The following is a 25,476-nucleotide window of genomic DNA, read 5'->3' on the forward strand; positions in this document are numbered from 1 at the left end:
TTGCGGTCGGGACCCTTAGAGGCCGGACCGCCGGGGTGAACTGAGAATGGCTTCACTTAAAGACATGCGGGTCCGCATCGCCTCGACCAAGGCGACGCAGAAGATCACCAAGGCGATGCAGATGGTCGCGGCTTCAAAGCTGCGCCGTGCGCAGACCGCTGCCGAAGCGGCGCGGCCCTACGCCGAGAAGATGGACGCGGTGATCTCCAATATCGCCAGCGCCGCCGCCGGTTCGCCTGGCGCCCCGGCGCTGCTGGGCGGCACCGGCAGGGATCAGGTGCATCTCTTGCTGGTCTGCACCGGCGAACGCGGCCTGTCCGGCGCCTTCAATTCCTCGATCGTGCGTCTGGCCCGCGAGCGTGCGCTGTCGCTGCTCAACCAGGGCAAAGAGGTCAAGATTTTCTGCGTCGGCCGCAAGGGCTACGAGCAGCTCCGCCGAACCTTCGAAAAGAGCATCATCGAGCATGTCGACCTGCGCTCGGTTCGCCAGCTCGGCTTCGTCAATGCCGAAGACATTGCCAAAAAGGTTCTGGCGCGCTTCGAGGCCGGCGAGTTCGACGTCTGCACGCTGTTCTATTCGCGCTTCAAGTCCGTGATCTCGCAGATCCCGACCGCCCAGCAGGTGATCCCGCTGGAGGTGGAAGCGCCCGCCGCCAATGCCGGGCCGGCCACGTCCTACGAATATGAGCCGGAAGAGGACGAGATCCTGACGCGCCTCTTGCCGCGCAATCTCGCGGTGCAGATCTTCCGTGCGCTCCTCGAAAACAATGCCTCGTTCTACGGCGCGCAGATGAGCGCGATGGACAACGCCACCCGTAACGCCGGCGACATGATCCGCAAGCAGACCCTGATTTACAACCGAACCCGTCAGGCCATGATCACCAAGGAGCTGATTGAAATCATCTCCGGCGCCGAGGCGATGTAACGTCGACAGGCACGATCAAACTGACGGTCGTCTAGATAGAATTCGAAGGAGAGAGTTTATGGCCACATCCGCCAACCAGACCGGACGCATCACGCAGGTCATCGGCGCCGTCGTCGACGTGCAGTTCGAGGGACATCTGCCCGCCATTCTGAACGCCATCGAAACCAAGAACGGCGGGAACCGTCTGGTGCTCGAAGTGGCGCAGCATCTCGGCGAGTCCACGGTGCGTACCATCGCGATGGACACCACCGAGGGTCTGGTCCGTGGTCAGGAAGTCACCGACACCGGCCAGCCGATCGCGATTCCGGTCGGCGACGGCACGCTCGGTCGCATCATGAACGTCATCGGCGAGCCGATCGACGAAGCAGGTCCCATCAAGTTCGAAGGCAGGCGCGCCATTCACCAGGAAGCGCCGACCTATACCGACCAGTCCACCGAAGCTGAAATTCTCGTCACCGGCATCAAGGTCGTCGACCTCTTGGCGCCTTACGCCAAGGGCGGCAAGATCGGCCTGTTCGGCGGCGCCGGCGTCGGCAAGACCGTGCTGATTCAGGAACTGATCAACAACGTCGCCAAGGCCCATGGTGGTTACTCGGTGTTCGCCGGCGTCGGCGAGCGTACCCGCGAAGGCAACGACCTCTATCACGAGTTCATCGAATCCAAGGTCAACGCCGATCCGAAGAATCCCGATCCGAACGTGAAGTCCAAATGCGCGCTGGTGTTCGGCCAGATGAACGAACCCCCCGGCGCCCGCGCCCGCGTCGGCCTCACCGGTCTGACCGTCGCCGAGCACTTCCGCGACCAGGGCCAGGACGTGCTGTTCTTCGTCGACAACATCTTCCGCTTCACCCAGGCCGGCTCCGAAGTGTCGGCGCTGTTGGGCCGTATTCCGTCGGCCGTGGGCTATCAGCCGACGCTTGCCACCGACATGGGCGCGCTGCAGGAGCGCATCACCACCACGCACAAGGGCTCGATCACCTCGGTGCAGGCGATCTACGTGCCGGCCGACGACTTGACCGACCCGGCGCCCGCGACCTCGTTCGCCCATCTGGACGCGACCACGGTGTTGAGCCGCGCGATCTCGGAAAAGGGCATCTATCCGGCGGTGGATCCGCTCGACTCGACCTCGCGCATGCTCTCCCCGCTGGTCGTCGGCGAGGATCACTACAACACCGCGCGCATGGTTCAGCAGGTGCTGCAGAAGTACAAGTCGCTGCAGGACATCATCGCCATTCTCGGCATGGACGAGCTGTCGGAAGAGGACAAGATCGCCGTGGCCCGCGCCCGCAAGATCGAGCGCTTCCTGTCGCAGCCGTTCCACGTCGCCGAAGTCTTCACCGGCTCGCCCGGCAAGTTCGTCGATCTCGCCGACACCATCAAGGGCTTCCGCGCGATCTGCGAAGGCAAGTACGATCACCTGCCGGAAGCTGCCTTCTACATGGTCGGCACGATTGAAGAAGCCGTCGAGAAGGGCAAGAAGCTGGCGGCTGAAGCAGCTTAAGAGGCGAATGGCGAATAGGGAGTAGCGAATAGATAAGCGCTATTTCCCGCCCCCTTCGCTGCTCGCCATTCGCAATTCGCTATTTGCAGGTTTTCCATGGCCACCTTCCACTTCGATCTCGTCTCTCCCGAAAAGCTCGCCTTCTCCGGCGAGGTCGATCAGGTTGACGTTCCCGGCGTGGAGGGCGATTTTGGCGTGCTGTCCGGACATGCGCCGGTCGTCGCCGCGGTTCGCCCGGGCATCCTGACCATCAGCGCCGGCGGCACCCGTCAGAAGGTGATCGTGCTCGGCGGCCTTGCCGAGATGTCGGAGAGCGGCCTCACCGTGCTTGCCGACGTCGCTACCTCGTTGGAAGACGTCGACCGGGCGCAGTTCGCCGAGACGATTGCCGAGATGGAGGCCAAGCTCGCCGAGAAGGAAGGCTCCGAGTTCGATCGCGCCATCGAGCGGCTCGACCACTACAAGAGCATCCAGCAGGAGCTCACTTCGACGGCTATGCACTAAGCCCCGGGGCGCCATGAAGGCCCTGATAACACCAGCGCTCGTCACCCCGTGACGGGCGCTGATTTTTTTGCGCAGTATTTGCTTTGGCGACGCCCCCGGGCACCGATCGGAACCGCCATGGTTGCGCCGGGGAACTTCTGGCGGCATTCTGCTGCAACCAGACCGTGGTTCGAGGCTGCTCTCGATGAAACGCAAGATCGCGGCGATTTTTGCGGCCGATATTGCCGGCTACTCAAGACTGGTTGCCGAGGACGAAGAGGAGACGCTGCGTCGCCTGGCGTCCTACCGTCAGGTAACCGACGATTTCATCGCCAAAGGCGGCGGCCGCATTTTCAATACTGCCGGAGACGCGGTGCTTGCCGAATTTCCGAGCGCGGTCGAAGCCGTGCGCTGCGCGATCGATATCCAGGAGAGTCTCCGTACCCGCAACATGGCCTATCCGCCCAGCCGGCAGATGGCCTTTCGCATCGGCATCACGATCGGCGACGTGGTCGAACGCGACGGCGACCTCCTCGGCGATGGCGTCAACATCGCAGCCAGGCTGGAGGGCCTCGCCGAAGTCGGCGGCATCTGTATCTCGCGCGCGGTGCATGAGCAGGTCGTCAACAAGCTGTCGGTGCAGTTCGCCGATATCGGTGCGCAGGAGGTGAAGAACATCCCGACGCCGGTGCATGCCTACATGGTGGCGATGCGCCGCGCGGACGGCACCTACGCTACGCCGCAGGTCAAGAAGCCCGCCAAGGCGCACGCGGCGCAACCGAACTGGATGTGGCCGGTCGCGGTCACGGTGATAAGTCTGGCCGCCATCGGTGTCGGCGGCTTCCTCTATTTCACCAAGCTCGATACGTCGGCGCCCAAGGTCGTGGCCTCCAGCACCACCGCCGGTCCGGCGCCGTCGGCCGCGGCGGCGCCTCCGGCAACGCCTGCTCCAGCGGCAACGCCTGCTTCCGCTCCAGCCGCTTCACCGGCGCCCGCTGCAAAGGCCGCGGTGCCTGCGCCGTCCGCATCGCCGCCGATAGCCGTATCGTCGGAAAAACTTGCCGCCGCCAGCATTCCCTTCATTGGCGACAAGGCCCGCGCCACGCTCGCTTCCGACTACGCGCCGGCTGCCGATTTCAAGGCGTTCTCGCTCAATGTCGGCGGGTTCAATGCTTTTGTCACCGGGCAGCCGAGCGAGGAGGCGGCGAAGTCTGCCGCCATCGAGCAATGCCAGAAGCGCGCGGATACCGCGCAGTCGCCGCGAAAATGCGAACTCTACGCAGTTGGCGACACCGTCGTGTACGCACATGGCAGGCCGCCAATGCCGCCGTTGCCCTGGATCAGGCATGACGCCGCGACCGAGCAACCTTTCGTCGCGAAAAACGTCCCGCTTACCCGCGAGGCCGGCAAGACGCGTCTTGAAAACGTCTATGCGCCGGCACGAAAAAACAAAGTGCTCGCGATTGGTCCCAGCAACACGTTTTTCTTTCCGATTGCCCTCGAAACGGTCGAGGAAGCCGCGAGGCGTGCGCTCGAATCGTGCGGTGGAATCGCCGGGGTTCCCTGCATGATCGTCGCGCTCAACGACAATTTCGTGGTTCCGATTCCAGCCACACTGAAGGTCACCGGTTTCTTCAAGGCCGCCGGCAATCCGATGATATCAGCCGATGCACGCGACGATGTCGCCCGCCAGTTGGCGGATGCGCAAAGCGGCTGGAATGCCGTCGCGGTCGGCGCGGCTGGCCGGCCCGGGCTGGGATTGAAAGCGGCGACCGAGCAGGCCGCGGTCAGTGATGCGCTCGCCGAATGCGCCAAGCGCGACGGCAATTGTCGGGTCATCGCCATCGGTCCATTTTCGGTCGGACCTAACTAGACCACGACCTGCTGGCGCCAGAATTCGATTGATCTGTCGTTGGGAACGTCTCGGAAGCCCTGAAGGCCGTGGGTCTCCGACCGATGGCCAGCAGCATGAACAGGCTCCGGTACCCCTGGTAGCGGGCAGCCGGACGGGTACGTTCGCGCCCGTGCATGAGCAGCGTGCCATTGGAGTTGTGCACCCGCCACTCCCAACTCCGGCGGCGCTTGGCGACAGTCACTTCCATCATGCGAGGCAAGACACCGTACGAGGCGGGTTATTTCAAAGCCGAGCCTGTTAGTCTGCTGTCGATACCAAAAGGTTCGCTGATACCAGACACCGACGGTATCGGGCGGCACCTCATGCCGCGAACGCGGCAAGGCCATGCAATCTAGCGGGCGAATTCCGCAAAATGCCGCGCCACCATCCGGTACACCTCGCGCCGAAACGGCACGACCAGGTCGGCGACGCGGTCGAGCCGCTCCCAGCGCCAGGAATCGAATTCGGCCGGCTGGCCGTTGCGCGGCGTCAACGGGTCGATCTCGTCGTCGCGGCCCGTGAACCGCAGCGCGAACCATTTCTGCCGCTGGCCGCGGAACCGGGCGAGACGATGCGTGGATGGTCCGTCATAGGCCGGAAATTCATATTTTATCCAATCGGTCTCGCCGAGATATTCTGCGCTGACCGCCCCGGTCTCTTCCCAGAGTTCGCGCATGACGGCATCGCGCGGGTTCTCGTCGGCGTCGATGCCGCCCTGCGGCATCTGCCATTCCAACCCGGGAAGAATGATTTCCGGTCCGTCGTCGCGAAAGCGCCGCCCGATCAGCACCTCGCCCGAGGGGTTGAACAGCGCGATTCCCACGTTGGGGCGATAGGGTTTGTCGGACATGGTGTTTAAGGGGATACGAGGGAGCGCTGCGATAGCACAACACGAAAAGAGCTAGCTGCCCGCGAGGTTGGAGAATTCCTTGACCACGCGCTCATAGACCGGCCGCTTGAACGGAACGATCAGGTTGGGGAGATTCTTCATCGGCTCCCAGCGCCAGTTCACGAATTCGGCCTTGTGTCCGCCGCCGGGGCTTGAGACGTTGATTTCGGCGTCCTTGCCGGTAAAGCGCACCGCGTACCATTTCTGCCGCTGCCCGCGGTAGCGGCCCTTCCAGGCGCGACCGGCGACCGTGCGTGGAATGTCGTAGATCAGCCAATCTGGGACTTCGCCGAGTTTCTCCACCGAGCGGACGCTGGTTTCCTCGTAAAGCTCGCGCTTCGCGGCCTCCCAGGTGTCCTCGCCGGGATCGACCCCGCCCTGCGGCATCTGCCAGACGTGGGTCTCATCGACATGTTCGATGCCGCCGGCGCGGCGGCCAATGAAGACCAGCCCCGCTGCGTTGATCAGCATCATGCCGACGCAGGTCCGGTAAGGCAGATCCTCGTAGCGCGCCATGTGCCTCATGATTCCTTTGCTTGCATCAACTCCGCCTGCAATCGGTCGGTCCGACGCGGGTCCGGGAAAGTCCGGATCGCCGCCATCAGCTTGATCTCTAGCTTGATTTTGATTTCAGCATCGCCGTTGTCAATGGCACAAGCATGATGCCGCGGCTGTCGAGCGTCTTGATCCAGGCGGCAAGCCGCTCGATCGAAATCGGCAGCGCCGAGGCGACACCCACGGCCAGCCCGCGCTCCTTGGCCAGCGTCTCCAGCTTGACCAGCGTCCGGTCGATCTCGGCCGAGGTCGGCACGGCGTCGATGGTGAAATCGGCCTTGGCGAAGGGCATCGATTGGGCCGCCGTCAGCGACGGCGCAGCGCTGCGCGGTGAGGAGCCGTCATCGAGATAGCCGAGGCCGCGCTTGGCCGCCTCGCGGACGACCGGCTGCATCACGGCATCTGTGGCCGTGAAACGCGCACCCATGAAATTGGCGATCCCCGCATAGCCCTGGAACCGGCTGAGGTGCCAATACAGCCGGTCGATGTTCTGTTCCGGTGTCAGCGTCGTGAGCAGGGTCTGCGGGCCCGGGTCATTGTCGGGATAGTCGAACGGCTCCATCGGAACCTGAAGCAGGATCTCGTGGCGCTGCGCACGGGCCCGCTCGGCCAGCTTGGCGGGGTCGGCCCCGTAAGGGGTGAACGCCAGCGTCACGGCCGGTGGCAGCTTCATGATGGCATCGGCCGTCTTGGCGGCGCCGACACCGAGCCCGCCGACGACGATGGCGATGACCGGCATCTTGGCGGCCTTGGTGCGGTCGGCGTCGGCCGCATAGACCGTGAACGGCTTCAGGCCGTCGGTAACCACCGGGATCATGCCGTAACGGGACTTTTCCAGGAGCCGCTGGTCGATACCGACCATGGCCGGCGCCGGCTCGGCGCCCGACTTGTCACCGGCATCGCTGCCGATCACCACATCCTGGCGCTTGCCGCTGGAGCCGTCGATGATGGTGACGGTCTTGCTGTCGCCGGTTGGCGCCTGCTGAGCAGATTTCGCAGCCGGCTCGGGGCGGCCCGAGGCAGCTGCGGGCAGCTTTTCGTCCGCCGCCGGCGTGCGCATCGCGATACGGGCGACCGGCTCGCCGCCGAACGGGTTGTCGGTGAAAAGGGCTATGCTGAGGAAGGCGATCAGGAACAGACCGAGCAGCACAGCCAGCGCCTGCACCGCCGTGAAGGGCAGCCGGAACCGGCGCTTCTGGCGCTCCGTCTTCTGTCCGAGCGGTGTGCTCAGATCGTCGGTCATTTCCGTCATGGACCTCCCCGAATCACCGGGGCTGACGATACCACGGCGGGGCAGGGCCACGGCAGCTAGAGCGTTTTCCAGCGCAGTGGAAACCGGTTCGCGTCAAGAAAACGCGTCAAGACAAAATCCAGAGCCCCATTTCCGATCCCATCGGAACGGGGTTCTAGGCCGCCCAGCAAAAAGGGCGACCCGAAGGCCGCCCTTTTTTCGAATGCTCGCCGATGAAGCCGATCAGTTCGCGGCCTTGGTGGCCGGCTTGTCGATCGCCGCCTTGTCACCGGTTGCGGGTGCTGCGGTCGCGGTCGACTTGATGCCGTGCAGCAGGTCGGCCGCGGTCTTCAGCGCCTTGTCGTCCTTGGCGTCCGGCGGCACGTAGGATTGCGATCCGGTCTTCTCGTCGCCGTCGTTCTTCAGATGGCCGCGCAGCGAGGCCTCGCCCTTGGTGTCGGTGCGCGCTTTCAATTCTTCCGGCACATCCTGCAGCACTTCGATGTCGGGCACGATGCCCTTGGCCTGGATCGACTTGCCTGACGGCGTGTAATAGCGCGCGGTGGTGAGCCGCAGCGCGCCGTTGCCGCTGCCGAGCGGGATGATGGTCTGCACCGAGCCCTTGCCGAACGAGCGCGTGCCGACGAGCGTGGCCCGCTTGTGGTCCTGCAGCGCGCCGGCGACGATTTCGGAGGCCGAGGCCGAGCCGCCATTGACCAGTACGATGATCGGCTTGCCCTTGGTCAGGTCGCCCGTGTGCGCCGCGCGGCGCTGGGTTTCCTCGGCATTGCGGCCGCGGGTCGAGACGATCTCGCCGCGCTCCAGGAAGGTGTCGGAAACGGTGACCGCTTCCTCCAGCAGGCCGCCGGGATTGTTTCGCAGATCGATGATGTAGCCCTTGAGCTTGTCGCCGATCTGATTCGAGAGGGTGCCGATCTCGCGCTTCAGGCCCTCGGTGGTCTGCTCGTTGAAGGTGGTGACGCGGATATAGGCGATGTCGTCCTGTTCGACGCGGGCGCGCACCGAGCGGACCCGGATGTTGTCGCGCACCAGGGTGACTTCGATCGGATTGTCCTGGCCCTTGCGGACGATCTTGAGGCGGATCTTGGTGTTGACCGGTCCGCGCATCTTCTCGACCGCCTGATTGAGGGTGAGACCCTGCACGGCTTCGTCGTCGAGATTGGTGATGATGTCGTTGGCCATGATGCCGGCCTTCGACGCCGGAGTGTCGTCGATCGGCGAGACCACCTTGATCAGGCCGTCTTCCATCGTGACCTCGATGCCGAGCCCGCCGAATTCACCGCGGGTCTGCACCTGCATGTCGCGAAAACTTTTCGCGTCCATGTAGCTCGAATGCGGATCGAGGCCGGCCAGCATGCCCGAGATCGCCGATTCGACCAGCTTGGAGTCGTCGGGCTTCTCGACATAGTCGCTGCGCACGCGCTCGAACACGTCGCCGAACAAATTGAGCTGGCGATAGGTGTCCGAGGTCGCCGCACGCGCACTCGATCCCATCAGCACGGAACGAGGCTGCGTGACGAAGAGCGTCAAAGCCGCACCGGTGGCGGCGCTGAGAAGAATTACAGAAGTCTTGCGCATCATCCGCGAACCTTTTCGCCTTCGTTAGCGGCCCACCATGGGCCTGAATCGATTGGAGTGCCGTCCTTACGGAACTCGACATAGAGCACCGGCTGGCTCGCAGTCGTCGCGAGAATGGATGCAACCTGGGACGTCGATCCCATGATCGCGACCGGCTCCCCGGTAAGTACAAACTGGCCGATGTTTACCGAAATGCGCTCCATCCCGGCGATCAGGACATGATACCCGCCCCCGGCATTGAGGATCAAGAGTTGTCCGTAGCTGCGGAAGGGCCCAGCGTAAACAACCCAGCCGTCACACGGTGTTGTGACCTGAGCCCCGGCCCGGACTGCCAAAGAAATGCCTTTTTCCACGCTGCCCGAGCCGTCGGAACCGCCAAAATCGCGAATCTTGCGGCCATTAACCGGAAAGGCGAACAGCCCCTTGGCGGAGGCAAAGGCGATCGCCGGGCTCAACCGCGCGGGATCTTTCAGCGCCCCCACATTGGGCCTGCCGCCCGGGGCAGCCGGGGCGCCCTGCAGGCTGGCGGTCGCGGCCGCCTTGGCCGCACTCTTCAAATCCTGCTCCATTTTCGTGATCAGGCCCTGCAGGCCTTCGACCTGCCTGGACAGGTTGATGGCGCGCGCGCCTTCAGCCTCGACGTCCTTTTCGATGGCGCTCTGCTTGCGCTGCCGCTCGTCCACCAGGGCAGCCAGCCGGACAGAATCGTCCTTCAGCCTGTCGCGGTCCCGCGCCAGTTCGTCGCGCTTGGTGGCGATGCGCTGGCGCAAGCTCACCAGCTCGCCGAGATCGGCGGCGAGTTTCTCCGCACGTCCGCGCAGTTCGGGGACGACCGATCCGAGCAGCATGGCGGTGCGCAGCGATTGCAGGGCGTCTTCGGGCCGGACCAGCAGCGCCGGCGGCGTGCGCCGGCCGGCGCGTTGCAGTGCCGCCAGCACCTCGACGATTTCGGTGCGGCGTGAATCGAGCGTAGCCCTGACCTGCTGCTCGCGGCTGTCGAGCGGGCGCAGCTGCGCCTCGGTCTCGCCGATGCGGGTCTCGACGGTGCGTACCTGGGTGGCGATGTCGATCAGTTGCTGGTTGAGCTTGGCACGGTCCTGTCCAATCGCCGCGATATCGGCCTTCAGTTTTTGCTGCAGTTCGGCCGCCTTGCGCTGCTGCTCGCGCGTGGCCTCCAGTTCCTCCTCACGCTGCTTGATGGCATCGGGGGAACCGGCCGCTGCTTGCTGCACGGGCGCCGCGGACTGCGCTACCGCCGGCGAAAGCGCCGCCGCAGCGAGGCTTGCGGAAAGCAGGTGCAGTGAAAGCCAGACAGCCGACATCGGCGGCATGCCGCGGCCTGTGGTGTCGAATGGGTGAATGTCCCGTGTTGAATGCATCCGGTCTATTCGGCGTTATCTGTGTTCACGCCACCGTGCCTAGGCACGATGGTAGGGGTGGCCGGCCAGAATGGTCGCGGCCCGGTAAATCTGTTCAAGAAGCATGACGCGGACCATTTGATGCGGCCAGGTCGCCGAGCCGAACGCAATGCGTAATTTAGCCTTGCGCTGCAAATCGGGCGAAAGTCCGTCCGCGCCTCCGATCGCGAAAATTGTGTTGGCGATCCCTTGATCGCGCCAATCGCCGAGCTGCCGGGCGAAGGTCGCGCTATCGATGCTCTTGCCGTGCTCGTCCAGCGCCACCAGCACCGATTTCTCCGGTATCGCCGCCGCAATCGCCGCGGCTTCCTCCGATATCCGGGTCGCGGTGTCGCGCGCGCGGCTTTCCGGAATTTCATGGATCGCGAGGCCGCGAAAGCCGAGCTTGCGGCCGATGTCCTCGAAGCGCTCGCGATAGCGTTCGGCCAGCTCCTGCTCCGGGCCCTGCTTCAGCCGGCCGATTGAGACCACGACAAGGCGCATGAATGCTGTTTCTGGCGTGCACCTTCCGGCACGCCCGCTTTTAGCGCGCGCAAGCAGACTACATGCGCCTCAGCCGATTCGCATCGGCCGAGAGTTCAGATCGCTGCCGCCGCCGGGTTTTGCGTCCACAACCTTTCCAGATTGTAGAATTCGCGCACCTCGGGTCTGAACACGTGCACGACCACATCGCCGGAATCGATCAGCACCCAGTCGCAATTGGGCAAGCCCTCGACATGGATGTTCCTGATACCGTTTTCCTTCAGGGCTTTCGTGACGTTTTCCGCGATCGCGCCGACATGCCGGTTGGCCCGGCCCGTGGTGACGATCATGTAATCGGAAAAGGCGGATTTGCCGCGAAGGTCGATGGTGACCGTTTCTTCCGCCTTCATATCGTCGAGGCGGGAGAGGATCATATTCAGCGTCTTGTCGGCGTCGGGTTGCGCCTTCAAGGCTGCAGCTTTCGTCGATGTTTTACGCGGGGTCTTGGCAGACTTACTAGGAGCCTTGCTGGGAGCCTTGGGTAAAACAGACTTGGACAATACAGATGTGGCCAGGGACCATTCCTTTCACTGTATCGCGAACGCCGAATCCCGGCGTTGCGGACCATATTAGGCATGTGGGGTTAACGGTTTCAATATTCCAGTGAATCCCACCCGCCGGTTCGAACTAAACTGTCACTTCTTTGCCTTCCAGCTCCCGTCCCGGGTTCCGCAGGCCGGTCGACGACATGTCCAGTTTCAGTCCGGTGAGGAAAACCCAGGCGGGAGCGTGCTGGTCCGCTAGCCGGGCCGCCTGATTCTCGGGCAGGCGATAACGTGCCAGGGCCTGCGCAGACGGCGCGGCTAGCGCGCGAAAACTCTGTGGCGGGCGGTCGATCACCGCAATCGGCACCTCGGAAGCGATGCGCCGCCAGTTCTGCCAGCGATGAAATTGCGCGAGATTGTCGGCGCCCATGACCCAGACGAAGCGCACGCCGGAAACGCGGCGGCGCAAATGGATGATCGTATCGACAGTGTATCTGGTGCCGATGACAGCTTCGAGACAACTGACATCGATGCGCGGATCGTCGGCGACTTTTCGGGCGGCATCGGCGCGTTCGGAAAGGTCGTGCAGTCGGCCGTTGTCCTTGAGCGGGTTGCCCGGCGTCAGCAGCCACCAGACGCGATCGAGCTTCAGGCGCTTGATCGCAAACAGGCTGATGGCGCGATGCGCCGCGTGCGGCGGATTGAACGAGCCCCCGAGCAGGCCGATGCGCATGCCGTTGGTATGGAAGGGGATGGCCTGCGCGGCGGATTGCGAGTGCATCAGCCGGGTCACCGCGCGCGCGGGGTTGTGTTCACGGCCGCGTCTGCCCGGTGCCGTGAACGCGATATTTGAAGCTCGTCAGCTGCTCGGCGCCGACAGGGCCGCGGGCGTGGAATTTGCCGGTGGCAATCCCGATCTCCGCGCCGAAGCCGAACTCGCCGCCATCGGCGAACTGCGTCGATGCGTTGTGCAGCACGATCGCCGAATCGACCTCGCTGAGGAATTTCTCAGCGGCCTTGATATCCTCGGCCACGATCGCATCGGTGTGGCGCGAGCCGTGGTTCTGGATATGTGTGATCGCCCCGTCGACACCGTCGACGACGCGCGCGGCGATGATGGCGTCGAGATACTCGGTGTCCCAGTCATCGTCGGATGCCGGCTTCACGCGCGCGTCGATCTTCTGCACGGCGTCGTCGCCGCGCACCTCGCAGCCGGATTCGATCAGCATCTCGACCAGCGGCTTCAAATTCGTTGCTGCGGCTGCGCGATCGACCAGCAGCGTCTCGGCGGCGCCGCAGACGCCAGTGCGGCGCATCTTGGCGTTCAGCACGATCGACTTGGCCATCTCGAGCTTGGCGGATCGATCGACATAGACGTGGTTGACGCCTTCGAGATGCGCAAACACCGGCACGCGCGCTTCCGCCTCGACACGCGCGACCAGGCTCTTGCCGCCGCGCGGCACGATGACGTCGATACCGCCACCCAGTCCTCCGAGCATGAGCCCGACCGCCGCGCGGTCGCGCGTCGGCACCAGCGTGATCGCGGCCTCCGGCAGGCCCGCCTCGCGCAGGCCCTGCACCAGGCAGTGATGGATCGCGCGGCAGGAGCGGAAACTGTCGGAGCCGCCGCGCAGGATCACGGCGTTGCCGGCTTTCAGGCACAGCACGCCGGCGTCAGCGGCGACATTGGGACGGCTCTCGAAAATCACCCCGATGACGCCGAGCGGCACGCGCACGCGTTCGATGGTCATGCCATTCGGCCGCTGCCAGCTCTCGGTGACTGACCCGACCGGATCGGGAATGGCGCGCACCGTGGCGACGCCGTCAGCCATGGAATCGATCCGCCCCGGCGTCAGCGTCAGGCGATCGATGAAGGCAGACGTCGTGCCGCCGGCGCGTACTTCCGCGACGTCCTCGGCATTGGCTGCAAGAATCTTTGCCGCGTTGGCGCGGATCGCCCGCTCGATGGCCTCCAGCGCGCGATCCTTCTGCTCCGGCGGCGCCAACGCCAGCACCCGCGCGGCGGCGCGCGCCTGGGCAGCGAGGTCGGTCATCAAAGCGGGCAGATCGGCGGTGCCGTCGATTGCCTTGAGAGGCGCGGTCATGGAGGGGCTCGTGGCTTGATTAAGGCCATGTCCTAGCACGGAAATCCCGCTTTTGCGAGGTCCGGAACCGGCATGGCTGGCTGGCGTGATAGAAATAGGCAGCTCGGCCAATGGCCTAGAGATTCGGTTCTGAATAGATCAGAACCGAATCTCTAGATATTGGTCTGACGCGTTTTCTTCACGCGAACCGGTGCCCACTTCGCTTGAAAACGCTCTATTTGGCCGGAATGGCCCCGGCCGGCCCCACCACCAGATCATCACGGTGGATCATCTCCGCCCGGCCGCTGATGCCCAAAATGGCCATCACGTCGGGCGAGGAGCGGCCTTTGATCTTTTCGGCATCCTCGGCGTCGTAGGCGACGAGGCCGCGGCCGATCTCGTGGGTGTCGGGGCCGCGTACCACGACCGCATCGCCGCGGGCGAACTGGCCGTCGATCCGGATCACGCCGGCCGGCAGCAGGCTTTTGCCGGCGCGAAGTGCGGCGACCGCGCCGGCATCGATGGTCAGCGTGCCCTTCGGCTCCAGCGAGCCTGCGATCCAGCGTTTTCGGGCGGTGACGGGATTGGCCGGCGTCAGGAACCAGGTGCAGCGGCCGCCATCCGAGATCGCCTGCAGCGGATGCTCGATCTTGCCGGAGGCGATCAGCATATGCGTGCCTGACGTGGTCGCGATCTTCGCCGCCTCGATCTTGGTGAACATGCCGCCGCGCGACAGTTCGGATTCGGCCGCGCCCGCCATGCCTTCGATTTCCGAGGTGACGGATTCCACGATCGGAATCAGTTTTGCGTTGGGATTGGCGCCGGGCGGCGCGTCATAGAGCCCGTCGATATCGGACAACAGGATCAGTAGATCGGCGCTCGCCATGGTGGCGACGCGCGCGGCGAGGCGATCATTGTCGCCATAGCGGATTTCGTTGGTCGCAACCGTGTCGTTCTCGTTGATCACGGGCACCGCGCGCCATTCCAGCAATTTCGCAATCGTCGAGCGCGCATTGAGATAGCGGCGGCGCTCCTCGGTATCCTGCAGCGTCACCAGAATCTGTCCGGCGCCGATGCCGTGAGCCCCGAGCACTTCCGACCAGATCCGCGCCAGCGCGATCTGGCCCACGGCGGCGGCGCCCTGGCTTTCCTCAAGCTTCAGCGGACCGCGCGGCAATTTCAGGCGGCTACGGCCGAGCGCAATCGAGCCCGACGAGACCACCAGAACGTCGCGGCCTTCGCCGTGCAGTTTGGCGATATCGGCCGCCAGCGCCGCCAGCCACGCCGAGCGAACCTCGCCCGCATGGGAGTCGATCAGGAGCGAGGAGCCGACCTTGACGACGATGCGGCGGAAGTTTTTGAGCGCGGGGCGTTTCATGGGTGCGATCGGGCAATGCGGATAGCTGGAAGCAATACACGCCAGTTCCCGGATTTGGAAGTGGCGCGGCCGGCGGAGCGCTTAAGTTTGTATTAGCCCTGCGGAGGCACCGGTGCCCACGGTTCGGCCTGGCTGCCCTTGGCCTTCAGCGAGACCGGAGCTTCGCCGATCACCTCGACCAGCGCCTTGAGCGCTTCGGGCACGCCTTCGCCGGTCACGCCCGAGAGCAGCAGCGGCGTCTTTTTCGCCGCGCGTTTCAGGCGATCGCGCTGCTTCTTCAATTCATCCGGCTCGACCGCGTCGATCTTGTTCAGCGCGACGATCTCGATCTTGTCGGCGAGATGTCCCTCATAGGCCTCGAGCTCGGCCCGAACCGTCTTGTAGGCCTTGCCGGCATGCTCGCAGGTCGCATCGATCAGGTGCAGCAGCACGCGGCAGCGCTCGACATGGCCGAGGAATCGATCGCCGAGACCGGCGCCTTCATGCGCGCCCTCGATCAGGCCGGGAATGTCGGCGAGCACGAATTCGCGGCCCTGTGCACTCACGACGCCGAGCTGCGGATGCAGCGTGGTAAAGGGATAGTCGGCGATCTTCGGCTTGGCTGCGCTGACGACGGAGAGGAAGGTCGACTTGCCGGCATTGGGCAGCCCGACGAGGCCGGCGTCCGCAATCAGTTTCAGCCGCAGCCAGATCCAGCGCTCCTCGCCTTCCTGTCCGGGATTGGCGTTGCGCGGCGCGCGGTTGGTGGAGGATTTGAAATGCGCGTTGCCGAAGCCGCCATTGCCGCCTTCGGCGAGCACAAATTTTTCGCCGAGCTCGGTGAAGTCATGGATCAGGGTTTCGCGATCCTCATCGAAAATCTGGGTGCCGACCGGCACCTTCAGCACGATCGATTTTCCGTTGGCGCCATGGCGGTCCTTGCCCATGCCGTTGGTGCCCTTCGGTGCCTTGAAGTGCTGCTGGTAGCGATAGTCGATCAGCGTGTTCAGCCCGTCGACCACCTCGACGATGACGTCACCGCCACGGCCGCCATTGCCGCCGGAGGGGCCGCCGAACTCGATGAACTTCTCGCGGCGGAACGCCACGCAGCCGTTACCGCCATCGCCGGAGCGGATATAGACCTTTGCCTCGTCAAGGAATTTCATGATCGCCACTAGGTAAGGCAGGGGGGCCGTCGCGGCAACCCTCAAGCGGCCCAACATTGGAGAAAAGCCTTAATTTTCGGGCCTTTTTGGGGTCCAGGGCGTTGAGATCGCGCTGCGTTGCGGGCCTTCTTCAAGGATAAAGGCTTGCCAACTCGTCGAACGCCTCCTTTGCGTCCAGTACGCCGTGTCCCAGTCGCTCCCGAAGACTTCTGCCCCAGGGGATGCCGACCGGCCTTCTCGCCGTCTGATTCAGAATCTGTTTTAGCCGACGCGGCGGGACGGAACCGGTATCCCATCGGCTCCGCAAGGCCGCAACGACTCCGCCGGCGAGCCCACATGCGGCTGACGTTCCCGAATTGATACTGAAGGCATCATCGTCTTCGCGGAACTGACTCGCCGCGCACAGGTCGGGCTTTTCCGCTCCGAGCGCGAGCCGTGGCTGACCGGGACCTTGCGACGAGTATCCGAGCCACATGTCGTCGGCACGAACGGCGCCGACAGTCAGCACGGGTTCGAGCGAATTCGCGCCCCAGATGCTATGCGCGGGTCCGCGGTCTCTCTTGCCGCAGCGATTGTCGGGACAGAACTGGCCGCAATTGCCGGCGGCGAATACGACATCGATGTCTTGCAGCACGGCGAAGGCGACCAGCAGGTTGAAGAGATTGAGTGGATTTTCGGTGTAGTGTCCGAGCGGATATTCCGAACTGCGGTCGTAGATTCCCCAGGGGTTCACCAGGATCCATTGTCCAGGGAACGTGCCCAATTGCCGCCAGATCGCAATGTCGAACAGCATTTGCCGAAACGCCGCGTCAGCCACACTGAGGAAGGTGGAAATGTTCGAAATCTTCGCTACCGGCGCTAGCGGCATATCGAACAACTTCACTCCTGGCGCTACTTTGAGAATGTTGTGGGCGATCATCATTCCGTGCGGACGCCGCACCGAGCCCGGTTGCGGCTGGGGGACTCCGGGATTCGCCTGACCAACCGTCCATCCGCCGCCATAGCTGTTACCCAAGACGTTACGGTCGAGCCCCTGATCGACAATGACGACGTTAACGCCTTGCCCGTCCGTCTGGGTCTGCAGGCGCAGGTAGTCGATGCCAAGCAGGCGCTCTGCCGCCGAACGGTCCGCAAAGAACGGCTCGGATGCTTCGCCGATGCACCAATGATCCGCCGCGGCAAAAGGCAGGTCGGGACTTTCGCCTACAAATATCTTCGACTTTTCTCCCACCGCCTTGATGATGTCGTTAACCACGTCGCTGGCGCGTTGCTTGTCGTCGCCTGGCACATCGAGCGCCACGACGATTTCCAGCGTCTTCGCCGGGCCTGGCCGTTCCGATCCGAAGAAAACGTCATTGGAGGGTATTGCCCGGATGTCGAAGGGCGGATGGTCGTTCTGCGTGCCGAACAGCAGGAAGTAGAGATGGCTCGCCGCCTTTCGGCGAGCATCATCGGTATCGGCGTTGAAAAGTTCGGGCTTAACGCCTTCGCCCTTTGCCCTCACGACGACGTAATACCTGATCGGGTTTTGCGTCATGATCAATCGCTCCGGTTGTGCAATTCGGTAGCGCTTGGAGGTCCTATGTCAAACTGGACCTTGCAATCAGGGGGAGCATAATAGAAAAATGGCAAGTCGGCTAAAAAATTAGTGCGCGCGGTGCAGAGCGATGCCCAGTTGCCCACCTAACGGCGGTAGCACTCCACGCATGGATCGACGGCTTGCCGCCATCGCCTTCGCCGATATCGTCGGTTACTCGATCCTGATGGCGCGTGACGAAACGCGCACCCATCAGCGCTGGATGGCCATCTTCGATAACATTCTACATCCCCAGGCAGCGCTGCACCGTGGCAGAATCGTGAAGTCGACCGGCGATGGCGTTCTGGCCGAATTCCCCAGTGCGTTCGACGCCGTGCAGTGGGCGGCCGATGTCCAGCGGGCCGTGCAGCTGCAAGACGCTGGTGATGGGCTACCACCGATCGCGTTGCGTATCGCAGTGCATGTCGGCGACATCATCACGGCCGATTTCGACGTGTTCGGCGATGGCGTGAACCTTGCCGCGCGGCTGCAGGAGCACGCTCCAACCGGCGGCATCGTCGTGTCCGAGGCCGTTCACAATCTCGTGCGCGGCAGCGTCGGTGCGGCGATGCGCGACCTCGGTCCGTTGCATCTGAAGAACTTTGAGCATCCGGTGCGCGCGTTCGCTCTCGACATCGCAGATCATCAAATCGAAGTGCCGCATATTCAATCCCCCGGACGCTTGCCATCGATCGCCGTGCTGCCGCTGGAGAACATCGGCGGCAATCCGGCGGACGATTATTTTTGTGATGGATGTGTGGAGGATATCACACTTTCTTTGGCCGGATTGCATGAGCTTATGGTGATCTCACGTGGTTCGACGCTTGCCTATCGCGGGCGTCGTTCGGATCCCCGTGAGGTCGGCCGGATGTTCGGGGTCCGCTACGTCTTGAGCGGCAGCCTGCGAAGATCCGAACGGCAGGTGCGTATATCGGTAGAGCTCTGTGACAGCCAAACCGGCGCTACGCTTTGGGGAGAAAAATCCGAAGTTGGGCCGAGCGAGTTGTTCGATGTTCAGGATCGCATCGTCAGAAAGATTGTCGGTGGCATCGCGCCAAATGTGCGCGCGGCAGAACTGCGCAATGCGATGAGAAAGAAGCCGGAAAACTTCAGCGCCTACGACTGCACGCTACGCGCGCTGCATATCATGCACAGCCTCGACAAGAACACGTTCATGCAGGCGCGGGACTATCTGGAAAAGGCGATGGCGGAAGATCCTGAATTCGCCATGCCGATCGCCTGGGCGGCGCGCTGGTATGGCTTGTGGCTAGGGCAAAGTTGGTCGGTTGACCCGGCCGCAGATCGTGCCAAGGCTCTTGAACTCGCTGCCAGGGCCATCGAGCTGGACGGCCAGAATGCTCTCGCACTCGCGACCTACGGCCACCTGAAATCATGGCTCTCTCACGACTATGACATGGCCTTGGTCTACTTCGATCGTGCCCTCGCGGCCTGTCCCAGCCACTCCCTCGCCTGGTTGCTGTCGAGTCCGACGCTGAGTTACATCGGGCGCGGCGAGCAAGCCGTCAGGCATGCAGAGCATGCATTAAGATTGTCGCCGTTGGACCGAAGCCTGTTCTACTATTACGCCCTTCTGGGTCTCGCTTATTACGCCATCGGCAATTACGTCGAAGCCGTGAAATGGGCATCCATGGGGGCTAATGAAAGTCCGCGCCATACGGCCAATTTGAGATACCTGGCTGCGGGACTGGCGGCGCTCGGCCGGATCGAGGAGGCCCGCGAGGCGGGGAGAAAGTATTTGGAGATGGACCCGGCGTTCCGCTTGAGCACATTCGAGCGGACGCTTCAGCCCTTTCAGGTTTCAGAGTTAAAGGAAAAGCACATCGAGCACCTAAGCAAGGCAGGCCTGCCCCATTAACCGCGGAGCTTCATCGAGGCGAGCATAGGAGGGTAGCGATGACAGGTGGGATTGGATCGGCAGATTTCGATTTTGATTTCGACTTCGATTTCGACTTTGACTTCGGTACGGGCGGCGCTTCGTCCTCGGGCCGCTCGGGCGTCTTCAGGCCGGTCGGCGTTTCCCCGGCGCTGGCAACCGTGCCGGACCAAAACGGCGTGATGGAGGACTGGTATCACGGCTACAAATGGCCGCCAGCGGATTTTGCTGCTTACTGGACTAACGCAAGTCCGAACACTTTTCCGCAGAAATATTGGGACCCGAAACTGGTTGCACTCACGATTCTCGCCGAGTTCGTGCAGGTGCCGCCTCCCGCGGGGAACCCTGGATGGGATCAGCTTAACAACGATCTTGCGGCGTTTCTCCCTGCGACCCCCGCGGCTATTGCCGCGGAGTTAAGGGAATTGGTCACGCTCATCGAGTATCGCTCCGGTGTCATGGCGGAGGCGCTGACGCAACGCACCAATCCCTGGGCGTGGTTTCGCGGCATTCTGATGTGCAATTCCAAGTCTGCACCTGTGACCCACCAGTTGGTCACGATTGCGAACGTCGTCGGGCAGTTTGTGGTGATGTACTACAAGATGTATTTCCACCGTCCGAGGCCGTCGCAATATTCGCCGGCGTTGCTGCCGCCGATCGAGGTGCCCGGTCATGCTTCGTTTCCAAGCGGCCACGCGACCGAATCCTATCTCATCGCCCTGATTCTTGAGGCGGTGATGCCTGCCGCCGCAAGGACTCCTGCCGTAGCTGCGCCGGACAATCCGCCGCCGCCTTATCCCGGCATATCGCCCTTGCAGCAAATGGCGGCGCGGATTGCCCGCAATCGCGAAGTGCTGGGGTTGCACTTTCCGTCCGACAGCAAGGCGGGGCGACGGCTCGCGATCAGGACGTTCGAGATCCTGATGGAGTGCCCATCAATCCGGGATCCCAACAATCCCAACGTTGGGCTCCTCTACGAAGCCCAGCAGGAATGGCTATAACGCCCGTGGCGCTTAACCTGTTGGTCGCCGTCGGATCAGAAATTTCTGCATTCCTTCCAGCACGAGCTCCTTGCGCTGGTTGAACACGGTCGAGCGCAGCGTCACGACGCCGGTCGAGCGACCGGGGACCAGTTCGGTCACTTCGAGTGCGGGGTAGATGGTGTCGCCGGCATAGACCGGCTTCAGGAACTTGCTCGATTGTTCGAGGAATCCGACGAGCGATTCCTCGACGATATAGGGAAACAGCCCGGCGCCCGGGGCGGTGTGGACCAGGGTCTGAAAACCATGCGCGAGCAGGTCCGGCATGCCGCGGGCGCGGCAATATTCGACGTCGTAGTGGATCGGATGGGTGTCGCCGCTCGCGGTCTGGAACGCGGCGAACACCGCCGAGGTCTGGGTCCGGCTCGGGATCACGAAACGTTCGCCGAGCACGAAATCCTCGAACCAGCGCTGTTCGCGCACCATGCGATGTTGTGCGGGGTCGAAGTCGGCCATGTCGGTTCCTGCGGATGTGGATGTCGACAGGATACCGGTAGCGCAGCCATCAAGCCGCGACAATTGGTCCAATTCAACGGGTTCTGATCGCCCTGCCGGTGTCCCCATTCTCCTTTGCATGGGGTTGTTTTCGCGATTTTGTGTCTGGGCCCAGCGGTGCACCGCTGGACATCCCGGGCGTCTGCGTCTTTAAAGCACCGAAGCAACAAGAAGACGTGGGTGGCCGAAGCATAAGCGAGCGGTAGCGACGCTGTCCTTCGACGGCTATGTCCGGCCATGACGGGAAGCGCCGAATTCATCAATGAGCCTGTTCGCCAAGATCTCCACCTATGACGAGCGTTCCGCGCGGCTGGCCGGCATCGGCTTGATGCTGCTGTCGATCTTCCTGTTTTCGTTCGGCGATGCGCTCGGGAAATATATGGTCGCGACCTATTCGGTCGGGCAATTGCTGTGGCTGCGCGCTTGCGCGGCACTGCTCGTGTTGCTGCCGATGATCTGGAAGCAGCGTGCCGAATTCACCCGTCTCGAGCGGCCGTGGCTGCAACTGCTTCGCGTGACGCTCTCGACGCTGGAAGTCGCCGCCTTCTTTCTCGCCACCGTCTATCTGCCGCTCGCCGACGTCATCACCTATTATCTGGCCTCGCCGATCTTCGTCACCGCGCTGTCGGGCATCGTGCTCGGCGAGCGCGTCGGCTGGCGGCGCTGGACCGCGATCCTGATCGGGTTCTGCGGCGTCCTGATCGCGCTTCGGCCGTCCACGCAGACCGTGAGCTGGCCCGCGATGATCGCGCTCGGCGGCAGCCTGTCGTTCGCGTTCCTGATGCTCATTACGCGCTCGCTGCGGGCGACGCCCGATATCGTGCTGGCGTCGTCGCAATTTGGCGGCACGTTTCTGCTCGGCGCGCTGATGTCACCGATTGGCTGGGTGACGCCCACCATCGGCAGTCTGGGCCTGTTCGCCGCGGCAGGAATTGTTTCGGTAGGCGCGCTGATCTGCATCAACCGTTCGCTGAAGCTGGCGCCGGCCAGCGTCGTGGTGCCCTATCAATATTCGATGATCGTATGGGCGGTGATCTTCGGCTTCGTGGTGTTCGGCGATGTGCCGTCGATCTCGACCATCATCGGCGCCGTCATCATCATCGGCGCGGGCTTCTACATCTTCCTGCGCGAACAGCAGCTCGGGCGCGAGGAAACGGTGGTCAATCCGCCAGCGTGAGCAAACTTGCACAGCTGTCGTCCCTGCGGTCGCGGGGACGACAACCACTGTCCTTGGCTGGCTACCGCTCTCTCCTGGTCGAACTCCCCCAGTTCTTCAGCGACGACCAGACACCGCGCGACAGGCGGAAGCGGTCGACCGGGGTTGAGGATCCCAGCGCCTCGAAGCGGTGCAGCTCGACGCCGCTCCACTGGAAGCCGCATTTCTCCAGGATGTTGCGCGAGGCCGGATTGGCGACGCGGGCGCCTGAAATCAGGTGCTCGCCATCGAATTCCTCGAAAAAGAAATCGATCACCGCGCGCGCGGCTTCGGTGCCGAAACCCTGGCCCCAATGCGCGACGCCGAGCCAGTAGCCGAGTTCCGGCGCGCCCCGTTCGCTGCGATCGATGCCGACCATGCCGATCGGCGAATAGTTCTGTTCGATCAGAAACACGGTATCGGTGTTATCGGTGGACGTCGCGCGCACGAATTCGACCGCGTGATCCTGCAAATAGGGGTGCGGGAGGCGGCGGGTGTTTTCCGCAATGCGGCGATCGTTGGCGAGAAGCGCAATCGCTTTTACGTCCGCGAGCGTCGGCCGGCGCAACGTCAGCCGTTCGGTCTCGAGGACGCAGCTACTTGCCTCGCGCAAGGCCGGGGTTGGGATCGGGATGTCCTGCAACATGTCGGGCTCCTGATTGCGAAAATGCGCAAAAATAAAAAGGGGAGGCCGGTTTCCCGCCTCCCCTTGGAGCCCTTTTCGACTCCGCCGGTTCAACAGGACCCGGCGGACTCAAAATGTGTCCACCGTCTATTCGGCCGCCTCCGCCATCGGAACTACCGATACGAAAGTGCGGCCATTGGCTTTTGCACGGAATTCGACATGACCTTCGACCTTGGCGAAGAGAGTATGGTCGGTGCCCATGCCGACATTAAGGCCGGGATGCCAGGTGGTGCCGCGCTGACGCGCGATAATGTTGCCGGGAATCACGTGCTCGCCGCCATAGGCTTTGATGCCCAGGCGCTTGCCCGCTGAATCGCGTCCGTTTCGCGATGAACCGCCTGCTTTTTTGTGAGCCATGGCCCGTCTCCGACTTCGCTAATATTTAGATCAATTCCTTGACGGAATCATTTCACCTTTTGTCACGCTTCAACTTTTCGTTGAAGCGCATCACTTCTTCGCGGCTGCCTTCTTGGCAGGCGCTTTCTTGGCAGGCGCTTTCTTGGCGGCCTTCGGCGCCTCGTCGCCATCGGCGGCGGGTGCTGCGACCTTTTCCCGCTTCGGCCGCGGGCCGATCGAAGGCTTGGCGCTATCGGTGAGGATCTCGGTAATGCGAAGCACCGTGATCTCGTCGCGATAGCCGCGCTTGCGGCGCGAATTCTTGCGGCGGCGCTTCTTGAACGCGATCACCTTGGGGCCGCGCTTGTGATCCAGCACTTCGGCCGCAACGGAAGCGCCTGCCACCGTCGGCATGCCCAGCACCGGCGTGTCACCGCCGACCACCAGAACTTCACCAAGCTGCACGATCGTACCGACATCGCCGGCGATCTTGCCTATCTCGAGCACATCATCCGGAACGACGCGGTATTGCCGGCCGCCGGTTTTGATGACTGCGAACATCGTTTTTTTCCTTCGTGTTCGATCCCGGCCTCGGACATATTCCCAACAGGGCTGCCCGGGTCGGCTTTTTGGTCAGTCGTTATGGGTACGATTTTCGCGCGGCCGGGGAGCAAGCCCCCAAAGAATTCGCGCAAAAACAAGCGGCGCGAGAAATCCCGCGCCGGATGCGGGGACTTATAGCCTGAGAAAGCCGTGAGTCAAGGCAAAGCGACCTCAAAACCGGCCAAAAATGAAGGATTTGGCGCATTTCTCGCTGGTCCCCGCCCACTGCGGCGGGGCCGCGCCGGGCCCCCTATTGAATATTGAAACCAATGGGTTCCCCGCCCGTTGTCGCCAGCGAAATCCGGCAGGGGCTTAGGCACATGGCAGAAGACACCATAACGACCACGGGCATCGCCCGCCACGGAGCCACCCGACTGCCGTCGGTCGAGGTGGACAGCTTCAATATTGAAATGAAGGATGACGAAGGTTTTCTCGGCGACCGCGCCAGCAAGGGGGCCTTCCGCAAGATACTGGACAGCTTGCGCAAGCCATTGAAGAAAAACGGCGACGATCCCTTAGGGAAAAAATCCACTAGCGAGATTGCAAAGACCGAACTCGATGAGGCGCTGGTTGGCGACGACGTCGGCGCCGCAGCCCTGGTGCATGGCGCGATCGAGGAATTCGCCCAGGAGCTGGCCTATGTGACGCGGCGGTTTCTCAAGTCCAAGGCGTGGGCCGGTACCGAGCGCATCGTGGTTGGCGGTGGCTTCAGGCAGAGCCGGGTCGGCGAACTCGCGATCGCCCGCACCGACATCATCCTCAAGGCCGAGGATTTCGAGGTCGATCTGGTGCCGATCCGCTTTCATCCCGACGACGCCGGCCTGATCGGCACGCTGCACCTGGCGCCGTCGTGGATATTCGAGGGCCATGACAGCATTCTCGCGGTGGATATCGGCGGCACCAACATCCGCTGCGGCGTGGTGGAGACCCGCTGGAAGAAGGCGCCCGACCTTTCCAAGGCCGAGGTCTGGAAGTCCGAGCTGTGGCGGCACGCCGACGATGAGCCGACGCGCGAAGGCGCGGTGAAGCGGCTGGTCAAGATGCTGAAGGATCTGATTACGTCCGCAGAGGCCGAAGGCCTGAAGCTTGCGCCTTTCATCGGCATCGCCTGTCCCGGCGTGATCGACGCGGACGGCTCGATCGAAAAGGGCGCGCAGAACCTGCCGGGCAACTGGGAGAGCAGCAAGTTCAACCTGCCGGCAAGCCTGGTGGAAGCGATCCCGGAGATCGGCGATCATGACACCGCCGTGCTGATGCACAATGACGGCGTGGTGCAGGGCCTTTCCGAAGCTCCCTTCATGCAGGACGTCGAGCACTGGGGCGTGCTGACCATCGGCACCGGGCTTGGCAATGCGCGGTTCACAAACCGACGGAAAGAGAACGGCAAGGACGACAAGAAGACGAAAAAGGCCAAGGATTAACGTTTTCCGCGGGTAGTAAGGTTGACTGGTTAGGTTAAGACCGGGTTCGCGTTGCCGTTTTGCTCCGCCTTGCTACCGTCATTTCGTCGCTCCGCTGGCCGCCGAAGCCGCACTTCCCGGCC

At 63.1% G+C, this 25,476-nt stretch carries 23 protein-coding genes and 1 pseudogene; 8 read left to right on the forward strand and 16 right to left on the reverse strand.

The window, feature by feature from the left end; translation table 11 throughout:
- Positions 1 to 46: 46 nt before the first annotated feature.
- From ACVWVY_RS07340 to ACVWVY_RS07355, 4 genes are all read left to right on the forward strand, one after another.
- A complete protein-coding gene (locus tag ACVWVY_RS07340; RefSeq protein ID WP_456625744.1) occupies positions 47 to 925 on the forward strand; it encodes a F0F1 ATP synthase subunit gamma in 879 nt (292 codons plus the stop codon).
- Positions 926 to 983: 58 nt separating this feature from the next.
- Entirely contained in the window at positions 984 to 2,426 is a 1,443-nt protein-coding gene (gene atpD / locus ACVWVY_RS07345) for a F0F1 ATP synthase subunit beta (protein ID WP_456625745.1), read from the forward strand.
- Positions 2,427 to 2,522: 96 nt separating this feature from the next.
- Entirely contained in the window at positions 2,523 to 2,930 is a 408-nt protein-coding gene (locus ACVWVY_RS07350) for a F0F1 ATP synthase subunit epsilon (RefSeq protein ID WP_456625746.1), read from the forward strand.
- A gap of 184 nt (positions 2,931 to 3,114) precedes the next feature.
- Positions 3,115 to 4,782, forward strand: a complete 1,668-nt coding sequence (locus tag ACVWVY_RS07355; protein WP_456625747.1) for an adenylate/guanylate cyclase domain-containing protein — start codon at positions 3,115 to 3,117, stop codon at positions 4,780 to 4,782.
- Positions 4,783 to 5,155: 373 nt separating this feature from the next.
- Here the strand turns inward: ACVWVY_RS07355 and ACVWVY_RS07360 are convergent, their stop codons facing one another.
- From ACVWVY_RS07360 to ACVWVY_RS07415, 12 genes and pseudogenes are all read right to left on the reverse strand, one after another.
- Positions 5,156 to 5,653, reverse strand: a complete 498-nt coding sequence (locus ACVWVY_RS07360) for an RNA pyrophosphohydrolase (RefSeq protein ID WP_456625748.1) — start codon at positions 5,651 to 5,653, stop codon at positions 5,156 to 5,158.
- Positions 5,654 to 5,704: 51 nt separating this feature from the next.
- Positions 5,705 to 6,208 (reverse strand): RNA pyrophosphohydrolase, encoded by a 504-nt coding sequence (locus tag ACVWVY_RS07365; RefSeq protein ID WP_456625749.1) that lies wholly within the window; start codon positions 6,206 to 6,208, stop codon positions 5,705 to 5,707.
- Positions 6,209 to 6,305: 97 nt separating this feature from the next.
- Positions 6,306 to 7,499: a divergent polysaccharide deacetylase family protein gene (locus tag ACVWVY_RS07370; RefSeq protein ID WP_456625750.1), complete on the reverse strand. Its 1,194-nt coding sequence runs from the start codon at positions 7,497 to 7,499 to the stop codon at positions 6,306 to 6,308.
- A gap of 222 nt (positions 7,500 to 7,721) precedes the next feature.
- On the reverse strand, positions 7,722 to 9,080 hold the full coding sequence (locus ACVWVY_RS07375; RefSeq protein ID WP_456625751.1) for a S41 family peptidase: 1,359 nt from the start codon (positions 9,078 to 9,080) through the stop codon (positions 7,722 to 7,724).
- Entirely contained in the window at positions 9,077 to 10,399 is a 1,323-nt protein-coding gene (locus tag ACVWVY_RS07380; protein ID WP_456632133.1) for a murein hydrolase activator EnvC family protein, read from the reverse strand. The genes ACVWVY_RS07375 and ACVWVY_RS07380 overlap by 4 nt, the downstream gene beginning before the upstream one ends.
- A gap of 96 nt (positions 10,400 to 10,495) precedes the next feature.
- A complete protein-coding gene (rlmH, locus tag ACVWVY_RS07385) occupies positions 10,496 to 10,978 on the reverse strand; it encodes a 23S rRNA (pseudouridine(1915)-N(3))-methyltransferase RlmH (protein ID WP_247782619.1) in 483 nt (160 codons plus the stop codon).
- Between the two features lie 95 nt (positions 10,979 to 11,073).
- Positions 11,074 to 11,427, reverse strand: a complete 354-nt coding sequence (rsfS, locus tag ACVWVY_RS07390) for a ribosome silencing factor (RefSeq protein WP_456625752.1) — start codon at positions 11,425 to 11,427, stop codon at positions 11,074 to 11,076.
- Between the two features lie 225 nt (positions 11,428 to 11,652).
- Positions 11,653 to 12,283 (reverse strand): annotated as a pseudogene (locus tag ACVWVY_RS07395) (nicotinate-nucleotide adenylyltransferase).
- Between the two features lie 31 nt (positions 12,284 to 12,314).
- Positions 12,315 to 13,607: a glutamate-5-semialdehyde dehydrogenase gene (locus ACVWVY_RS07400; RefSeq protein ID WP_456625753.1), complete on the reverse strand. Its 1,293-nt coding sequence runs from the start codon at positions 13,605 to 13,607 to the stop codon at positions 12,315 to 12,317.
- Positions 13,608 to 13,821: 214 nt separating this feature from the next.
- Complete coding sequence (gene proB, locus ACVWVY_RS07405) at positions 13,822 to 14,964, reverse strand: glutamate 5-kinase (protein WP_456625754.1); 1,143 nt, start codon at positions 14,962 to 14,964, stop codon at positions 13,822 to 13,824.
- Positions 14,965 to 15,056: 92 nt separating this feature from the next.
- Entirely contained in the window at positions 15,057 to 16,109 is a 1,053-nt protein-coding gene (gene obgE, locus ACVWVY_RS07410) for a GTPase ObgE (RefSeq protein ID WP_456625755.1), read from the reverse strand.
- A 130-nt stretch (positions 16,110 to 16,239) separates the two neighbouring features.
- A complete protein-coding gene (locus ACVWVY_RS07415; RefSeq protein ID WP_456625756.1) occupies positions 16,240 to 17,409 on the reverse strand; it encodes a S8/S53 family peptidase in 1,170 nt (389 codons plus the stop codon).
- A 406-nt stretch (positions 17,410 to 17,815) separates the two neighbouring features.
- Between ACVWVY_RS07415 and ACVWVY_RS07420 the strand changes: the two genes are divergently transcribed.
- A complete protein-coding gene (locus ACVWVY_RS07420) occupies positions 17,816 to 19,561 on the forward strand; it encodes an adenylate/guanylate cyclase domain-containing protein (RefSeq protein ID WP_456625757.1) in 1,746 nt (581 codons plus the stop codon).
- Between the two features lie 38 nt (positions 19,562 to 19,599).
- Positions 19,600 to 20,580: a phosphatase PAP2 family protein gene (locus tag ACVWVY_RS07425; RefSeq protein WP_456625758.1), complete on the forward strand. Its 981-nt coding sequence runs from the start codon at positions 19,600 to 19,602 to the stop codon at positions 20,578 to 20,580.
- Between the two features lie 12 nt (positions 20,581 to 20,592).
- On the opposite strand, the gene ACVWVY_RS07430 is transcribed toward ACVWVY_RS07425, so the two are convergent.
- Complete coding sequence (locus ACVWVY_RS07430) at positions 20,593 to 21,075, reverse strand: MaoC family dehydratase (protein ID WP_456625759.1); 483 nt, start codon at positions 21,073 to 21,075, stop codon at positions 20,593 to 20,595.
- A 301-nt stretch (positions 21,076 to 21,376) separates the two neighbouring features.
- Here ACVWVY_RS07430 and ACVWVY_RS07435 point away from each other — a divergent pair, with 301 nt between their 5' ends.
- Positions 21,377 to 22,291 carry a DMT family transporter gene (locus ACVWVY_RS07435; protein ID WP_456625760.1) on the forward strand — a complete coding sequence of 305 codons (915 nt, stop codon included), beginning with the start codon at positions 21,377 to 21,379 and terminating at the stop codon, positions 22,289 to 22,291.
- A gap of 61 nt (positions 22,292 to 22,352) precedes the next feature.
- Here the strand turns inward: ACVWVY_RS07435 and ACVWVY_RS07440 are convergent, their stop codons facing one another.
- The 3 genes from ACVWVY_RS07440 to rplU form a co-directional block, all read right to left on the reverse strand.
- Positions 22,353 to 22,955 carry a GNAT family N-acetyltransferase gene (locus ACVWVY_RS07440; RefSeq protein WP_456625761.1) on the reverse strand — a complete coding sequence of 201 codons (603 nt, stop codon included), beginning with the start codon at positions 22,953 to 22,955 and terminating at the stop codon, positions 22,353 to 22,355.
- A 126-nt stretch (positions 22,956 to 23,081) separates the two neighbouring features.
- The gene (rpmA, locus tag ACVWVY_RS07445; RefSeq protein WP_065744718.1) at positions 23,082 to 23,351 is read right to left on the reverse strand and encodes a 50S ribosomal protein L27; all 270 of its coding nucleotides are present in this window, start codon (positions 23,349 to 23,351) and stop codon (positions 23,082 to 23,084) included.
- A 90-nt stretch (positions 23,352 to 23,441) separates the two neighbouring features.
- Entirely contained in the window at positions 23,442 to 23,891 is a 450-nt protein-coding gene (gene rplU / locus ACVWVY_RS07450; protein WP_456625762.1) for a 50S ribosomal protein L21, read from the reverse strand.
- Between the two features lie 362 nt (positions 23,892 to 24,253).
- On the opposite strand from rplU, the gene ACVWVY_RS07455 reads away from it, so the two are divergent.
- Positions 24,254 to 25,354 carry an ROK family protein gene (locus ACVWVY_RS07455; protein ID WP_456625763.1) on the forward strand — a complete coding sequence of 367 codons (1,101 nt, stop codon included), beginning with the start codon at positions 24,254 to 24,256 and terminating at the stop codon, positions 25,352 to 25,354.
- Positions 25,355 to 25,476 lie beyond the last annotated feature (122 nt).

It is taken from the genome of Bradyrhizobium sp. URHC0002, from assembly GCF_054059515.1.

Coding starts and splice junctions, on each gene's coding strand:
- ACVWVY_RS07340 (WP_456625744.1), top strand. CDS start 47: ATGGCTTCACTTAAAGACATGCGGGTCCGCATCGCCTCGACCAAGGCG.
- atpD (WP_456625745.1), top strand. CDS start 984: ATGGCCACATCCGCCAACCAGACCGGACGCATCACGCAGGTCATCGGC.
- ACVWVY_RS07350 (WP_456625746.1), top strand. CDS start 2,523: ATGGCCACCTTCCACTTCGATCTCGTCTCTCCCGAAAAGCTCGCCTTC.
- ACVWVY_RS07355 (WP_456625747.1), top strand. CDS start 3,115: ATGAAACGCAAGATCGCGGCGATTTTTGCGGCCGATATTGCCGGCTAC.
- ACVWVY_RS07360 (WP_456625748.1), bottom strand. CDS start 5,653: ATGTCCGACAAACCCTATCGCCCCAACGTGGGAATCGCGCTGTTCAAC.
- ACVWVY_RS07365 (WP_456625749.1), bottom strand. CDS start 6,208: ATGGCGCGCTACGAGGATCTGCCTTACCGGACCTGCGTCGGCATGATG.
- ACVWVY_RS07370 (WP_456625750.1), bottom strand. CDS start 7,499: ATGACGGAAATGACCGACGATCTGAGCACACCGCTCGGACAGAAGACG.
- ACVWVY_RS07375 (WP_456625751.1), bottom strand. CDS start 9,080: ATGATGCGCAAGACTTCTGTAATTCTTCTCAGCGCCGCCACCGGTGCG.
- ACVWVY_RS07380 (WP_456632133.1), bottom strand. CDS start 10,399: ATGTCGGCTGTCTGGCTTTCACTGCACCTGCTTTCCGCAAGCCTCGCT.
- rlmH (WP_247782619.1), bottom strand. CDS start 10,978: ATGCGCCTTGTCGTGGTCTCAATCGGCCGGCTGAAGCAGGGCCCGGAG.
- ACVWVY_RS07400 (WP_456625753.1), bottom strand. CDS start 13,607: ATGACCGCGCCTCTCAAGGCAATCGACGGCACCGCCGATCTGCCCGCT.
- proB (WP_456625754.1), bottom strand. CDS start 14,964: ATGAAACGCCCCGCGCTCAAAAACTTCCGCCGCATCGTCGTCAAGGTC.
- obgE (WP_456625755.1), bottom strand. CDS start 16,109: ATGAAATTCCTTGACGAGGCAAAGGTCTATATCCGCTCCGGCGATGGC.
- ACVWVY_RS07420 (WP_456625757.1), top strand. CDS start 17,816: ATGGATCGACGGCTTGCCGCCATCGCCTTCGCCGATATCGTCGGTTAC.
- ACVWVY_RS07425 (WP_456625758.1), top strand. CDS start 19,600: ATGACAGGTGGGATTGGATCGGCAGATTTCGATTTTGATTTCGACTTC.
- ACVWVY_RS07430 (WP_456625759.1), bottom strand. CDS start 21,075: ATGGCCGACTTCGACCCCGCACAACATCGCATGGTGCGCGAACAGCGC.
- ACVWVY_RS07435 (WP_456625760.1), top strand. CDS start 21,377: ATGAGCCTGTTCGCCAAGATCTCCACCTATGACGAGCGTTCCGCGCGG.
- ACVWVY_RS07440 (WP_456625761.1), bottom strand. CDS start 22,955: ATGTTGCAGGACATCCCGATCCCAACCCCGGCCTTGCGCGAGGCAAGT.
- rpmA (WP_065744718.1), bottom strand. CDS start 23,351: ATGGCTCACAAAAAAGCAGGCGGTTCATCGCGAAACGGACGCGATTCA.
- rplU (WP_456625762.1), bottom strand. CDS start 23,891: ATGTTCGCAGTCATCAAAACCGGCGGCCGGCAATACCGCGTCGTTCCG.
- ACVWVY_RS07455 (WP_456625763.1), top strand. CDS start 24,254: ATGGCAGAAGACACCATAACGACCACGGGCATCGCCCGCCACGGAGCC.